11 protein-coding genes are annotated in these 13,925 nt (G+C 76.0%); 2 read left to right on the forward strand and 9 right to left on the reverse strand.

Annotated elements, in window-relative coordinates:
- The first annotated feature begins 66 nt into the window (after positions 1 to 66).
- Entirely contained in the window at positions 67 to 627 is a 561-nt protein-coding gene (locus ACFVHB_RS35235; protein WP_380330459.1) for a MarR family winged helix-turn-helix transcriptional regulator, read from the forward strand.
- Here the strand turns inward: ACFVHB_RS35235 and ACFVHB_RS35240 are convergent.
- Positions 518 to 1,459: an EamA family transporter gene (locus ACFVHB_RS35240; protein WP_380330488.1), complete on the reverse strand. Its 942-nt coding sequence runs from the start codon at positions 1,457 to 1,459 to the stop codon at positions 518 to 520. The two genes, ACFVHB_RS35235 and ACFVHB_RS35240, sit on opposite strands and share 110 nt — an antisense overlap.
- 106 nt (positions 1,460 to 1,565) lie before the next feature.
- Here ACFVHB_RS35240 and ACFVHB_RS35245 point away from each other — a divergent pair, with 106 nt between their 5' ends.
- Positions 1,566 to 2,471, forward strand: a complete 906-nt coding sequence (locus ACFVHB_RS35245; RefSeq protein WP_380330462.1) for a LysR family transcriptional regulator — start codon at positions 1,566 to 1,568, stop codon at positions 2,469 to 2,471.
- Positions 2,472 to 2,596: 125 nt separating this feature from the next.
- Here ACFVHB_RS35245 and ACFVHB_RS35250 read toward each other — a convergent pair whose 3' ends face one another.
- From ACFVHB_RS35250 to ACFVHB_RS35285, 8 genes are all read right to left on the reverse strand, one after another.
- On the reverse strand, positions 2,597 to 3,343 hold the full coding sequence (locus ACFVHB_RS35250) for a ZIP family metal transporter (RefSeq protein WP_380330491.1): 747 nt from the start codon (positions 3,341 to 3,343) through the stop codon (positions 2,597 to 2,599).
- 416 nt (positions 3,344 to 3,759) lie between these two features.
- Entirely contained in the window at positions 3,760 to 5,448 is a 1,689-nt protein-coding gene (locus tag ACFVHB_RS35255) for a restriction endonuclease (RefSeq protein WP_380330465.1), read from the reverse strand.
- A 113-nt stretch (positions 5,449 to 5,561) separates the two neighbouring features.
- A complete protein-coding gene (locus tag ACFVHB_RS35260; RefSeq protein WP_380330468.1) occupies positions 5,562 to 7,241 on the reverse strand; it encodes a hypothetical protein in 1,680 nt (559 codons plus the stop codon).
- 336 nt (positions 7,242 to 7,577) lie between these two features.
- Complete coding sequence (locus ACFVHB_RS35265; protein ID WP_380330471.1) at positions 7,578 to 8,234, reverse strand: YigZ family protein; 657 nt, start codon at positions 8,232 to 8,234, stop codon at positions 7,578 to 7,580.
- Positions 8,235 to 8,369: 135 nt separating this feature from the next.
- Entirely contained in the window at positions 8,370 to 9,659 is a 1,290-nt protein-coding gene (locus tag ACFVHB_RS35270) for a DUF6986 family protein (protein ID WP_380330474.1), read from the reverse strand.
- Positions 9,660 to 9,788: 129 nt separating this feature from the next.
- On the reverse strand, positions 9,789 to 11,456 hold the full coding sequence (locus ACFVHB_RS35275; protein WP_380330477.1) for a DUF2637 domain-containing protein: 1,668 nt from the start codon (positions 11,454 to 11,456) through the stop codon (positions 9,789 to 9,791).
- Positions 11,457 to 11,664: 208 nt separating this feature from the next.
- On the reverse strand, positions 11,665 to 12,330 hold the full coding sequence (locus ACFVHB_RS35280) for a LuxR C-terminal-related transcriptional regulator (RefSeq protein ID WP_380330480.1): 666 nt from the start codon (positions 12,328 to 12,330) through the stop codon (positions 11,665 to 11,667).
- Positions 12,282 to 13,691, reverse strand: a complete 1,410-nt coding sequence (locus ACFVHB_RS35285; protein ID WP_380330482.1) for a sensor histidine kinase — start codon at positions 13,689 to 13,691, stop codon at positions 12,282 to 12,284. Before ACFVHB_RS35285 ends, ACFVHB_RS35280 begins: the two co-directional genes overlap by 49 nt.
- Between the last annotated feature and the right edge of the window lie 234 nt (positions 13,692 to 13,925).

A 13,925-nucleotide genomic window follows, 5' to 3' on the forward strand; every position in this document is an offset into this window, starting at 1 on the left:
CGGCCGCCCGCCACGGCCCGGACCGGCCGATACCCTTGGTCGAACACCTGCCGAGGAGAGCCGCCCATGACCACCACGCCGACCGACGACGCGGCGAGCTCCTCCTCGGGATCCCCGGACGACGACGGGCCGGCGACGCCCCAGGACACCGCCGCCGAACTCGCCGACGCGATGACCCGGGCGATCAAGCGGATCCGCCGCCGCACCAGCGAGCGGCTGGAGCCCTACGGCATCACCCCCGCCCAGGGCCGCGCCCTGCGCACCCTCGCGCACGCGCCCGGCTGCGAGCTGCCGGACCGGGCGATGCGGCTGAGCGACCTCGCGGACCGGCTGCACATCGCCCCGCGCTCGGCCACCACCGTGGTCGACGCCCTGGAGGAGGCGGGGATGGTCGAGCGCACCCCGGACCCGGCCGACCGCCGCGCCGTGCGGATCGTGCTGACGGCGGCCGGCCACTCGGCGGTGGAACGGATCGGGCAGGTGCGGCACGAGGTGGCGCAGGAGTACTTCGGTCCGGTCAGCCCCGCCGAACAGGATGCGCTGCTGCGGGCACTGCGCTCCGCCGAGGCCGCGTACGCGGCCGCCACGCCGCCGCGGCGGCCAGGGCCCCCGGGCGCAGCGCGGTGATCCCGATCCCGACGATCACCAGCAGCGCGGCGCACGCGGCCAACGGGCTGACCCGCTCGCCGAGCAGCAGCCAGGCCGAGGACATCCCGAACACCGGCACCAGCAGCGAGTAGGGCGCCACGGCGGTGGCGTCGTAGCCGCGCAGCAGGAAGCTCCAGGCGACGAAGCCGAACAGGGTGGAGACCAGCCCGACGTAGCCGATCGCGCCCAGGCCGGCGGGGGTGATGCCGCGCAGCGCGTCGAGGTCCGCGGCCGGCCCCTCGACCAGCAGGGAGAGGCCGAGCAGCGGCAGCGGCGGCACGGCGCTGACCCAGACCATCCAGCGCAGCGCGTCCGGCGGGGCCGCCTTGCGGGTCAGCACGTTGGACAGGCCCCAGGCCAGGGCCGCGAGGACGACCAGGGCGAAGGCGCCGACGGGGCCGCCCAGGCCGTGGTCGACGGCGCTGAGGCCGATGCCGGCGAAGGCGATCGTCAGGCCGGCCAGCCGCTGGCGGCCGGGCCGCTCGCGCAGCAGGACGCCGGCGAACAGCGCGGTGAAGACCGCCTGGCTCTGCAGCACCAGCGAGGAGAGCCCGGCCGGCATCCCCGCGTGCATGCCGAGGAAGAGCAGCCCGAACTTGACCACCCCGAGCACGAACCCGACCGCCAGCACCCACCGCCAGGCCACCCGGGGCGGGCCGACGAAGAACACCGCCGGGACCGCCACCACCGCGAAGCGCAGCGCGCAGAAGAGCAGCGGCGGGAAGTTCTGCAGGCCGACGTGGATGAGCACGAAGTTGAGGCCCCAGACGGCGGCGACCAGGACGGCCAGGGCGATGTGACGCGGTCTCATGCTGCCGCCGGTCGCGGCGGGGGTTGCGGTCATGGATCGAGGATGGCCGCGGACGACCGTGTAGCACCAGCGATGAATGCTGAAGCCCACGCTTTAGCATTGCTGCATGATGGATCTGGGACGCCTGCGGGCGCTGCACGCGGTGGCCGTGCACGGTTCGGTCGGCGGGGCCGCGGCCTCCCTCGGGTTCACCCCGTCGGCGGTCTCGCAGCAGATCGCCAAGCTGGAGCGCGAGACCCGGACGGTCCTGCTGGAACGGCAGGGCCGCGGCGTGGTGCTGACGGACGCCGCGCGCGAACTGGCCGCCACCGCGCAGGCGGTGCTGGGGCTGGTCGAGCAGGCCGAGGTGCGGCTGGAGGAGCAGCGCGGCCAGGCGGTCGGTCGGCTGCTGGTCGCCGCCTTCGCCACCGGCGCGCGCGGGCTGATGCCGGGGGTGCTCGGCGACCTGCGGGAGCGCTGCCCCGAGCTGGACGTCCGGCTGCTGGAGAGCGACCCGTACCCGGCGGCCGAACTGGTCGCCCGGGGCGAGGTGGACCTGGCGCTGGTCCAGGACTGGCCGACCGTGCCGCTGCCGGTGCAGGAGGGCCTCTCCCGGCTGGACCTCGGCCCGGACCCGGTGGACCTGCTGCTGCCCGCGGCGCACCCGCTGGCCGAGCTCGCCGTGGTGCCGGTGGGGCGGCTGCGCGGGCTGCGCTGGACCAGCGTGCCGCCGGGCAACATCTGCCACGACTGGCTGGTGCGGACGCTGCGCGAGGTCGGCGAGGAGCCCGAGGTCTGCTACCGGGTCGGCGAGTTCGAGACCCAGATCGCGCTGATCGCGGCCGGGCTGGGCGCCGGCCTGGTGCCGCGGCTCGGCCGGTCCGCCCTGCCGCCGGGGGTGGTGGCCAGGCCGGTCGTGCCGGAGCCCGCCCGCCGGGTGTTCGCGCTCTGGCGCACCCAGGCGTCCCGGCGTCCGGCGATCACCGCGGCCCTGGCGGCGATGCGCGCGCGGTGGGCAGCGCTCGGCGGGTGAATCCCCCCCGCCGTGGGTCGGGGCCCGCCGTCGGTCGGGGCTCTCGGTGGGTCGCGCCCGGGCGGTGGGTGGCGCTCGCGCGGTGGGCGGGTGGGGCGGCCCGGCTGGTGGAGCCGAACGGAGCGTCAGCCGGCGAAACCGATCACCAGCCACATGAAACCCACCCCGGCCAGGGTGCAGAGCAGCGTGGTCCGCGAGGGGTGCGGGCTGTGCGCCTCGGGGAGGATGTCGGAGGTCGCCAGGTAGAGCAGGAAGCCGGCGAAGAACCCGAGGTAGAGGCCGAGCAGCTGCTCCGGGATGGTGAACAGCAGGGTGATCGCGGCGCCGGTCACCGGCGCGAGCGCGTCCGCCGCCAGCAGGGTCAGCGCCCGCCGCCGGTCGTTCCCGTAGAGCCGGGTGATCGTGTACGTGTTGAAGCCGTCCGCGAAGTCGTGCGCGACCACGGCGATGGCGACCACCGTCCCGACCGTGGTCCCGGCCTGGAAGGCCGCACCGATCGCGAAGCCGTCCATCACGCTGTGGCCGACCAGGGCCAGCGCCGCGGTCAGCCCGATGCCCGGGGCCCCGTTGCCGACCAGGTGGTCGTGCGCGTGCCCGTGGGCGTGCCGGTGGCCGTGGGTGTGCTCGGCGTACTCCCCCTCGTGACCGCGGTGGATGGCCACCGCCCGTTCGACGATGTGGATGGCCAGGAAGCCGGCCGCGAACATCAGCAGCGCCTGCGGCACCCCGTGGACCTCGTCGGGGGCCTGGCGCAGCGCCTCCGGCAGCAGGTCGAAGGCGACCACCCCGAGCATCAGACCGGCCGCGAAACCGAGCACCAGATGGCGACGGTCGCCGGTGCGCTGGGCGACGTAACCGCCGATCAGCGTCATCAGGAACGCGCCGGCGGCGACCAGGATCGCCGTCACCGCGCGCCCCCCGTACCGGGCACCCTGCCCACTCCGCCTCCCCCGTGTTCCGCCCGTTCCGGGCCGCCGGCCGACACCGGACGGCTGCGCCCACGGCCACCCCGTCGGGCGCCGCCACCCGGCCCGGGCCCGGTCGCCCCGGCACCCGTGCCCCCAGCCTCACGCGGCGTCCGGGCCGCTGCCCGCCGGGCGGGCCGTCAGGGTGAGCCCGCGTCCGTCGGCCGCGCTCAAGGGCCCGGCCGGCCCGCCGACCTGACCCACCGACCTGCCCCGCCGGCCCGACCTCCGACCCGACCCCCGATCTGACTCACCCGCCGCTCCCACCGGCCGAGCGTTCCAGCCGCCCGGCCCCCGCAACCGCTGCGACCGGTCCGGGTCGCTCAGTGGCCGGTGGCGAGCGGGAGTCCGAGGTGGGTCCGGGCCAGCGACCGGACGCCGTCGCCGTCGACCAGGTGGATGTGCTGGTGCCCGTCCTCACCGGTGAGGTCGAGCGCCTCCTCGGTGAACCGGCCGGTGGTCAGCCGCAGGCCGCGCTCGGCGGACTCCTCGCGGACCGCCTCCGCCAGCGTCCTGATCTCCTCCTCCCCCACCGGCTGCGCGCCGCGGGAGGCCCACACCACCCAGCGCCCCGGCAACGCGCTGCCGGCCGGCCCCTCACCCGTGGCGACCAGCCCGGCCGGGCCGCGCAGCCGGACGCTCCACTGCGCCAGCCCGCCCCGGGTGAGCAGCTCACGGACCAGCTGGGCGAACTCGTTCGCCGAGAGGTCCTGGGCGGACGGCACGGCGGCCCCCGCGACGGCGGCCGGTCCGACGCCGGCCAGCGCGTACGGGTCGGGGGTGACGGCGGCGCCGAGCTGGCGCAGCCGCACCAGCGCCTCGTCCTGTTCGGCGTCGGCGTAGACGCCCTCGCCGTCATGCTCCTCGTACGGGGTGGCCGGCGGCAGCAGCCGGGTGCGGGCCAGGGCGTCGCGGTCGGCGTCCACGCTCACCAGGCAGAGCGGCTCCGCCCCGGCGGGTTCGCGCAGCCAGCCGTTGAGCACGACGCCCGCCAGTATCTCGTCGGTGTCGACGGCGTCGGCGGCCTGCAGGGCGCGCAGCGCCAGGCGGGCGACCAGCCGGAGGTAGTCGGTGGCCCGGTCGGCCGACGGGCGCGGCACCGGGAGGATCTCGCCGTCGGGCCCGAGCCGGTAGCCGGTCAGCGAGGGCACCAGGTCGAGCGGGGGCAGGTCGAGGTCGAGGACGGCGGTGCGGGTGAGCGGGCGGTAGACCGCCCGGCAGGGCGCGGGCAGGTCCTGGGTCGCCGTCTCGGCGGCGGCCAGGGCCCGTTCGAGCAGCGACTCCACCGCGGCCGGCTCGGCCAGCCGGTACGCCCGGCGGCACTCCTCCAGGCTCTCGTTGTACTCCCGCACCGCCCGGGCCCGGGCCCGCTCGGCCTGCTCGTGGGCGCGCCGGGACTCGTCCGCGTCCGGGCTGCCGGCCTCGGCCCGCCGGGTGCGCCACTCCCGCAGCGCACGCTGGTGGGTGAGCCGGGCCTGGGCCAGCTCGCGCTGGTAGCCGGAGTCCAGCAGCCGCCGGGACGGGCTCCCGTCCGGATCGGCGACGGGCGGCTCGGCCGGCGCGTAGTCCTCCCAGCGCGGCTCCGGGTCCTCGCCGGGACCGGCCGTCGGGCCGTCGGCCGGGTAGGGCCGCGGCTCGTACTGGCGCAGCTGGCTCTCGAAGTCCATGGCCGAGACGGGCAGCGCGGCCCGCCGCAGCAGGTCGGCCAGCCGCTCGTGCTCGGCCTGGACGGTGAGCGTGCGGTGGTGGGTCAGCGCGGCGGCCCGGCCGTGCGCGGCGACGGACTCGTGCCCGCCGGGGCCGGCCGGGCCGCCCGCCGGAGCACCGTCCGACGCGCTTCCGTGGCCCGACGGGCCAGGGGGGCCGCCCGGGCCGTCCCAGCCGGCCGGCCCGAATGGCTCGCCGTGCTCGCCGGGCTCGTCCACGCCGAGGTCACGGAAGACCGAGGCCAGGAAGCCGGGTTGGGGGGCCGTGACCGTGCCGTCGGAGCGGCCGTCTGCTGAGTACTGCATCGGTGGTCGTTCCCCCATGCTCGTCCGGCACCTGCCCGGGTCGGCCGGCGACCCCGCGGCCCACCCCTGCCGGCCATTGTCCACCGAACGGGCGCACCGGTCAGCCAAGCCTCTCAGTTGGTCCGGGTGTTGGTCAGGTGCAGGCCGATGTAGCCGACATAGATCCGGCCACTGCCGGAACAGTCGTCGAGGTAGTGCAGCCGGGGTGCCGTCCGGCCGCCGCCGATCCGCAGGTGCGCACCCATGAACGCACGCCGGGAGGCGTCGACGCACTCCGGCACCGGCAGCATCCGCTCCCGTTTCCACTTGGTGTGGCTGAAGACCGTCCGGGACTCCCCGCGCACCGCCTTGCGGGGCGGGAAGCGGTGGCAGCCGGCCGGGGTCCGCTCGCACCACTGCTTGAAGTCGCCGCCCGCCTCGCCGCGGACGGCGGCCTCGGCGTACTCCTGAAGGGCGGTCAGCCCGTCCCAGGTGAGCCGGGCCCAGCCGGCGTGGGAGCACTGCAGCTCGTCCAGCGCGAGCGCGCTCTTCTGGTCCCCGGTGAAGCTGATCAGCGGGAACTCGCCCAGCCTGGCCATCAGTTCGGTGAAGCTGCCGGGAGCACCGGAGGCCCCGGGAGCTCCGGCGGCCGACGGGGTGCCGGGGGGCGTGGCCGTGGCCGGACGGCGGCCGGGCCGGGCGGGCGCGGCGGTGCCTCCCGGGACGGCGCAGAACCGGCCCGCCAGGGCGCGCACCTGGGCGGCGCCGCGCCGGCGCTCCCGGCGCAGGGTGTGCCGGACCCGCTCCAACTCGTCGGCCCTGGCCTGCTGCTCGGCCCGGTCCTGCTGCTCCTCGTGGGCGAGTGCCGCCAGCTCGGCCCGGGCCGCCCCGGCGTCCGGACCGGTGCCGGTGCGCTGCCCCTGCGGGGGCACCCGCAGGACCGGGACGGCGGCCAGCGGCGTCGGCAGCGGCTGCTCGGCGGCGAGCCGGCGCGGCTCCCGGGCCAACAGCCCGGCGGCACGGCGCAGGTCCTCCTCGATCCGGCGGCGGGCCAGCACCGGGTGCCGGGCGCCGTCGTGCCGGGAGGCCGGGTCGACCTCGGGCAGGTAGGTGCGCACCGCCCCGCCGTACACCGCGTGGAACTCCAGCGCGACGTTGAACTCCGTCCGGGCGCCCGGGTCCAGGACGTAGGCGGTGGCGAGGCCGGGCAGTTGCCCGCACAGCGGGCGGACGACCTCGGTGACCCACGCGTCGAGGCCGCGGTCGGCCGGGACGCTCGCCACCACGGTGGGCAGCCGGCGCGCCGGGTCGCAGAGCTCGTCGATGAGGCCGTCGACGTCGGCGGCGGTCAGCACCCGCGGCGCGAGCTGGACGGCGGCCGGGCCGTCGGCGGCGTCGAGCAGCGGCAGCAGCGCCCGGGCGAGCTCGGGCACCGGTACCCGGCAGGGCGTCCGGACGCCGCTGCCGGTGGTGTGCGTCTCGGCCTCCAGCCAGACCCAGGTGGGCCCCGCCGCTCCGGTCGCTATGGTCAGCGTGAGCTGGTGGGTGCCGTGCGGGGCCGGGGTACGCAGCCGGCGGCGGTCGTAGCGGCCGGCACCGGGCCCGCCGCGGAGCGGGCCGCCGTCGCGGTCGAGCAGGACGCGGCCGCCCAGGCGCAGGCGCTCGGCGGGAGGGGCCGCGCCGGGATCGCGCGGGGCGGGCTCGCGGGCCGCCGGCGGGGGCTCCTCGCAGCCCTCCTGTTTCAGCCAGGCGCCGAGGCGTTGGTCGGCCAGGGCGAGGGCGTCGGCGTGCGGGAGCGCGGTGGTGACGGTCATCCGGTAGGGCGTCGCGGGGCCTCTCGGGCCGGGGAGATCGGCTCGGGCGGGCGACGGGGAGCGGTCCGAGGTCATGCGCATACCTCCGTGGTGCGGTGGTGGGGTCTCTCGTCCTCCATCGATGGGGGTTTTCGTCCGGATCGGCCGGATCCTTGCCCAGGAAACGCCACCACCCGGAGCGGAAGTTCCAACTCCGGGTCACGTCAATACGTTCGAGTGAATCTGCTCAAGCCGTCTACCGCCGCGGGCCGTCTTCTGCTCCGGCCGTGCTCGGCCGCCGGCGGCGTCGGCGCGCGCCGGGGGCCGCCGGTGCTCGGCCCCGACGGCGGCGCCGCCTCAGACCGGCACCTCGACGTACGTCCGCCCCGCCGCCACCGCGACCGCGGTACCGCCGGTCGCCTCGGCCAGCCAGGTGTGGAACGCCGCCACGTCCGGCTCCGGCACCCCGACCTCGATCCGCACCCCGGTGGCCTCGTACGCCAGGTCGCTCACCGCGTACCCCGCCGCCCGCAGGTCGTTCTCGACCCGCCCGGCCCGGGTGTGGTCCGCCGTGACCGCGAGCAGCGCCACCGGCCGCCGCTCCAGCAGCCCGATCTCGTCGACCGCCTCCGACACCGCGTTCCCGTACGCCCGCACCAGCCCGCCCGCGCCGAGCTTGATCCCGCCGAAGTACCTGGTCACCACGGCCACCGTGTCGGTCAGCCCGCGGCGGCGCAGCACCTCCAGCATCGGCACGCCGGCCGTGCCGCCGGGCTCCCCGTCGTCGCTGGACCGCTCGCGCCGCTGCTCGTCGCCGACCACGAAGGCGGTGCAGTTGTGCCGGGCGTCCCAGTACCGCTTGCGGATGCCGGCGATGAACGCCTGCGCCTCGTCCTCGTCGGCGACCCGGGCGAGGTGGCAGATGAAGCGGGACTTCTTGATCTCGGTCTCGTGGCTGCCGGCGCGCCGGATGGTGAGGTACTGCCTGGCGGTCGGCTCCGGCGTGGCGGACATGGCGCGGCGGTTCTCCCGGAAGACGGCGAAGGCTGGCGGCGGCCGGCCCGCGGCTCCGCGGGGACGGCACACCGCCAGCCTAGTTGCCCGGCGGTCCGGTCGGTCGAGGGCCGGCGGCCCCGCCGCCGGACGGCGTCAGCGCCCGGCCAGCGCGTCCAGCCGCGCACGGTCCAGACCGGTCAGCGCGGTGACCTCGGCGAGGTCGACCGCGCCGCAGTCCAGCCCGCGCAGGACGTAGCCGCTGAGCGCCCGGGCGGTCGCCGGCTCGTCCATCACGTCGCCGCCCGCCTTGGCGACGTACGCGGCCAGCCGGGCGGCGGCGGCCGCCAGGCCCTCGCGGTAGAAGGTGTAGACGGCGACGTAGCGGGTCGGCAGGTGCGCCGGGTGCATGTCCCAGCCCTGGTAGTAGGCGCGGGCCAGCGAGCGGCGGACCAGGTCGTGGTGGAGCTTCCAGGCGGCGTGCACCTGCTCGGTGGAGCCGGTCGGGATGACGTTGGTCGAGCCGTCGGAGAGCCGGACGCCGGTGCCGGCGGCGGCCACCTGCATCACCGCCTTGGCGTGGTCGGCGACCGGGTGGTCCATGCTCTGGTAGGCGGCGCTGACCCCGCACGAGGCGCTGTAGTCGAAGGTCCCGTAGTGCAGGCCGGTGGCCCGGCCCTCGGCGGCCTCGATCATCCGGGACACGGTGGCCCGGCCGTCCGGGCCGAGGATCGCCTGGGTGGTCTCGATCTGGATCTCGAAGCCGATCCGGCCGGCCGGCAGCCCGGCCGAGCGCTCGAAGTCCTCCAGCAGCCGGACCAGCGCGGTGACCTGCTGGGCGTACGTCACCTTGGGCAGCGTGAGCACCAGTCCCTCCGGCAGACCGCCGCCGGCGAGCAGCGCGGAGAGGAACAGCTCCAGGGTCCGGATGCCGCGGTCCCGGACCGCCGCCTCCATGCACTTGATCCGGATGCCGATGTACGGCGGGGCGCTGCCGTCCGCCACCGCGGCGGTGACCAGCTCGGCGGCCCGGACGGCGGCCGCGTCCTCCTCGGCGTCCGGCCGCGGGCCGTAGCCGTCCTCGAAGTCGATCCGCAGGTCCTCGATCGGCTCCCGCTCCAGCTTGGCGCGGACCCGGGCGTGCACGTCGGCGAGCAGCGCGTCGTCGGCCACGCCGAGCGCCCGGGCCAGCTCGGCCGGGGTGCCGGCGTGGGCGTCGAAGGCCTCCAGCGCCTGGCGGCCCCACGCGCGGACGGTGTCGGCCCCGAACGCGTCGGCCGGGACGTAGACCGTGTGCACGGGCTGCCGGGTGCCGGACTCGCCCGGGTAGCGGCGGGCCAGGTCGGCGTCGACCGGGGCGAGCAGCGCGTCCACGGCGGCGCGGGCCTCGGCGGAGAACGACGCTCCGCCCGCCGGCCCGGTACCGTCCAGCTCGACCTGCGACATCCGCACTCCTCCGCACCTCGCCGGCCCGTGGCGGACCAGCGCTTCAACAGTTTGTTGAGGCGAAGGTAGCCCCGCCGTGGTCGGGCGTCAATGGCGGACCGAGCGGTGGACGGGCGGCTGGGGCGCCGGTCAGTCCCGCCCGGCGGCGGCGTACCGGTCGCGCAGCTCGGGGAAGAGCTCGGCGACGTCCTTCGGGTGCACCGAGCCGTCCGGGCGGTTGCCGGTCACGCCGTACTCCCTGGTCAGCCAGTCGGCGAGGCGCTGCGGGTCGGGCTGGTGGTCGAAGGTGTCGATGTAGCTGACCAGCGCCTCGTAGGCGAGCTCAGGGTCGAGGCGGGACGGCGCCGGGCGCGGCGCCGGCTCGTCCTGGGCGGGGCCGGACTCGTCCTGCGGGGCCGTGGCCTGCGGGCCGACGACCTGCGGGGCCGACGCGCGCGGGGCCCCGGCATCGGGAGCGGGCATCTCCACGGTGAAGCCCTCGTCCTCCGGCCGGACCGGCGGCACCGGCTGGGCGGCGGGCCCGGCCACGGACTGACCGGCGGCCTCGGCGACCGGCTGGGCGGGGCCCGCCGACTGCGGAGCGGCCTGCGGAGCGGGGGCCGGCGCGCCGGGCTGGGGAGCGGTCGGCCGCGGCGGCTTGAACCACGGCGAGGCCTGGCCCGGCACCCGGCCACCGGGTGAGCCGTCGCCCTGGGGCCCGGTGGTGCGGACCGGACGCTCGGTCCAGACGTTCAGCTCCTCCCGGGGCTGCACCGGGGCCTGCTCCGCCGCGCCCGCCGGCTCCTGCGCCGCCCGCAGCCGCACCGCGGCCAGCTTGGCGAGCATCGGCGCGGCAACCTCCGCCGGCATCGGCGCCATGGCGGGCATCCCCGCCTCGGGCTGCGGCTGCGGCCGGGCCTGGCTCGGGGCCTGGGTCTGGGTCTGGGGCGGGGCCTGGGTCTGGGGCCGGGTCTGGCCCGGAGCCTGCGCCTGGGCCTGGGCCTGCTGGAGCTGCTGCTGCGGGCGGGCCTCGACGGCCACGACGGTGCCGGCCGGCGCACCCGCCGCGATGGCACCGGCCGCGACGGTGCGGTGCTCGCCCAGCTCCCTGGCCTCGCGAGCCTCCTGCGACTGCCGCGCCTCGTCGTCCAGCCGGTCCAGCAGCGCCGGGTCGAGCGGCACCCCGTACTTCGCCAGCTTGAGCGGCAGCAGCGCCTGGATCGGCGCCGAGCGACGCCAGCCGCGCCCGTACCGGAAGCGCAGCTGCGCCCGGTAGACCAGGCGGTTCTGCTCCAGCCGGACCACCTCGTCGTAGGAGCGCAGCTCCCAGAGCTTCATCCGCCGCCAGAGCCGGAAGGTCGGCACCGGGGACAGCATCCAGCGCATCAGCCGGACGGACTCCATGTGCCGGTCGGCGGTGATCGCGGCGATCCGCCCGACGGCGTGCCGGGAGGCCTCGACGACGACCACGAAGAGCACGGGGATGACCGCGTGCATGCCCATCCCGAGCGGGTCGCCCCAGGAGGCGGCCGCGTTGAAGGCGATGGTGGCGACGGTCAGCAGCCACGCGGTCTGCCGCAGCAGCGGGAAGGGTATCCGCAGCCAGGTCAGGACGAGGTCCAGCGCGAGCAGGACGACGATGCCCGCGTCCACGCCTATCGGGAAGGCGTAGGCGAAGGCGCCGAATCCCTTCTCCGTGGCCAGCTCGCGCACCGCGTTGTACGACCCGGCGAAGCCGATACCCGAGATCAGGCAGGCCCCGGCGGCGACCAGCCCGAGCAGGCCGCGATGGGCCTTGGTGAGCGTTGGGCGTGCCATAACGTCTATCAACCCCTGGATGTCGGCTGCGGCCGTACGCTGCCGCGGCTGCCGGTCCCCGCTTGTCGGGGCGCCGGACGGCCGCGCGACCCCCGGGCTCGGCCCACCGGAGTTTACTCGTACGCCTGTTTCGGCATTTCCGCAGCCCAGGGTGGAACCGACGCCCGGCCGCCACCCGCGGAAGGCCGGGTTCCGGTCGACCGGAACGTCAACGGACCCGCTCCACCGAGGCGTTGAGGTAGGCCAGCACCGCCAGCACCCGGCGGTTGGCATCGTCGGCCGGGGAAAGTTCGAGCTTGGTGAAGATATTGGCGATGTGCTTGGCGACCGCCCCGTCGCTCACCACCAGCCGGGCCGCGATCGCCGAGTTCGAGCAGCCCTCCGCCATCAGCTCCAGCACCTCCCGCTCGCGCGGCGACAACCGCTGCAGCGGGCCCGGGGACCGCGAGGTGATCTGCATCAGCTTGGCGATGACGTCGGGGTCCATCGCCGTCCCGCCGGCCGCCACCCGGCGGACCGCGTCGATGAACTGCTGGGCGTTGAACACCCGGTCCTTCAGCAGGTACCCGATCCCGCCGGTGCCGTCCGCCAGCAGCTCCCGCGCGTACAGCTGCTGCACGTGCTGCGACAGCACCAGGACCGGCAGGCCCGGAATCTCCCGGCGCGCCCGGAGCGCCGCCTGCAGCCCCTCGTCGGTGAACGTCGGCGGCAGCCGGACGTCCACCACGGCGACGTCCGGACGGTGCGTCAGCAGCGCGTCCAACAGCTCCGGGCCGGTCTCGACCGCCGCCGCGATGGTGAAGCCGTGCGCTTCCAGCAGCCGGATCAGGCCTTCTCGAAGGAGGTAGAGGTCCTCGGCGAGGACAACTCGCACGGCAGCTCCAAGGTGATGGTGGTCGGACCGCCCGACGTACTGTCGATGGCGAGGACACCGTCGAAGGTACCCAATCGCTTCTCGATCCCGCGCAGGCCGGTACCCCGGGTGGGGTCGGCCACGCCCACGCCGTCGTCCGTCACCGTGATCCGCAGCATGCCGGCCCGGTACAGGATGTCCACCCAGACCTGCTCCGCGCCCGAGTGCTTGGCCGCGTTGGCCAGCAGCTCGCAGATGCTGAAGTACGCGGCCGCCTCCACCGGTGCCGGCGGACGGTCCGGCAGGCTCACGCACACCTCGGTCGGCAGCACGCTGTCCAGCGCCAACAACCGGACGGCGTCGCCCAGTCCGCGCTCGGCGAGCACCGGCGGGTGAATGCCGTGGACCAGGTCGCGCAGCTCCTGGAGCGCCCGCGCGGAGGACTGCCGCGCCTCGGAGAGGAGCTCGCGCGCGGCCACCGGGTCGGTGTCCATCAGGTGCTCGATCGTGCCCAGGGTCATCCCGATCGCGACCAGCCGCGCCTGCGCGCCGTCGTGCAGGTCCCGTTCGATCCGCCGCAGTTCGGCCGCCTGGCTGCCGACCGCGTCGGCCCGGGTCTCGGTCAGCTCCGCCACCCGCTTGGTCAGCTGCGCGTGCGAGGCCCGGCCGTCCTGGTCCAGCACCCGGCGGGCCAGCTCCGCGTACGCGCGGACCGCGAGCGGCGCCAGCAGCACCCCGAGGCCGACCGACCCCAGCCCCAGCAGGGCGGAGAACAGCTGAGACACGCTTCCCGCGTCGACCTGGCCGTACGGCCGCGGCTCCGCGATGGAGGTCATCGCATAGCCGGCCCCGCCCAGCAGCAGACCGGCCACCGGCGCCGTCAGGATCACCACCGCCAGCGGGTTGACCACCAGCCAGGCGATCTCCGAGCGAGTCGCCCTGTCCCGCGCCGCCCAGTGCAGCAGCTGCGCGAGCCGCGCGACCGAGCGCGACCGGTGGTACGAGTACCCCGTCCACCAGTGGCCGCGCTGGTCCAACTCCAGGGCCGGCCGCGGGGCGTACACCACCGGCAGCCGGACGCCGTACCACCGGGCGACCTGCGCCCGCGCCCGGTCGGCGACCCGGCGGACGAAGAGGCCGGCCACCGCCGCGCCCGCGACGGCCGCCGACACCAGGGCCACCAGCGGGGCCAGGTAGTACTCATCCAGCATCCAGGCGGCGCCGGCACCCGCGAAGACCGCTGCCAGCAGCGGCAACGCCACCACCGGGACGGCACTCATCAGGAGCAGCGCCAACCGGGCCAGCCCGCGCCCGCCCGCCGTCAGGGCCGTCTCGGCCTGGGCGCGCACGGCCGCGCCGCTCATTCGACTCGCTACTGTCACGGATGCTCCTGAGGCCGGTCCCGGTCGTCCTGATTCAGTGTTCCTGAACCCCTCTGCAGAGACACTGGCCGTCACACCCCAGTTCCGGGGTGGACCTAGCACCACCCCGGCGATTCCCCTGGGAAAGGGCCCGGGAAACGCAGAGAACCCCCACCCGGGATCCGGGTGGGGGTTCTCTGTGAATGATTGTTCGGCGGCGTCCTACTCTCCCACAGGGTCCCCCCTGCAGTACCA

Origin of the sequence: Kitasatospora sp. NPDC127111 (assembly GCF_042677465.1) — a bacterium.
Lineage (GTDB): Bacteria > Actinomycetota > Actinomycetes > Streptomycetales > Streptomycetaceae > Kitasatospora.

Excerpts from the sequence above, each read along its gene's own strand:
- ACFVHB_RS35270 (WP_380330474.1), bottom strand. The coding sequence starts at position 9,659 with ATGTCGCAGGTCGAGCTGGACGGTACCGGGCCGGCGGGCGGAGCGTCG.
- ACFVHB_RS35240 (WP_380330488.1), bottom strand. The coding sequence starts at position 1,459 with ATGAGACCGCGTCACATCGCCCTGGCCGTCCTGGTCGCCGCCGTCTGG.
- ACFVHB_RS35255 (WP_380330465.1), bottom strand. The coding sequence starts at position 5,448 with ATGCAGTACTCAGCAGACGGCCGCTCCGACGGCACGGTCACGGCCCCC.
- ACFVHB_RS35250 (WP_380330491.1), bottom strand. The coding sequence starts at position 3,343 with ATGACGCTGATCGGCGGTTACGTCGCCCAGCGCACCGGCGACCGTCGC.
- ACFVHB_RS35245 (WP_380330462.1), top strand. The coding sequence starts at position 1,566 with ATGATGGATCTGGGACGCCTGCGGGCGCTGCACGCGGTGGCCGTGCAC.
- ACFVHB_RS35235 (WP_380330459.1), top strand. The coding sequence starts at position 67 with ATGACCACCACGCCGACCGACGACGCGGCGAGCTCCTCCTCGGGATCC.
- ACFVHB_RS35265 (WP_380330471.1), bottom strand. The coding sequence starts at position 8,234 with ATGTCCGCCACGCCGGAGCCGACCGCCAGGCAGTACCTCACCATCCGG.
- ACFVHB_RS35260 (WP_380330468.1), bottom strand. The coding sequence starts at position 7,241 with ATGACCGTCACCACCGCGCTCCCGCACGCCGACGCCCTCGCCCTGGCC.
- ACFVHB_RS35275 (WP_380330477.1), bottom strand. The coding sequence starts at position 11,456 with ATGGCACGCCCAACGCTCACCAAGGCCCATCGCGGCCTGCTCGGGCTG.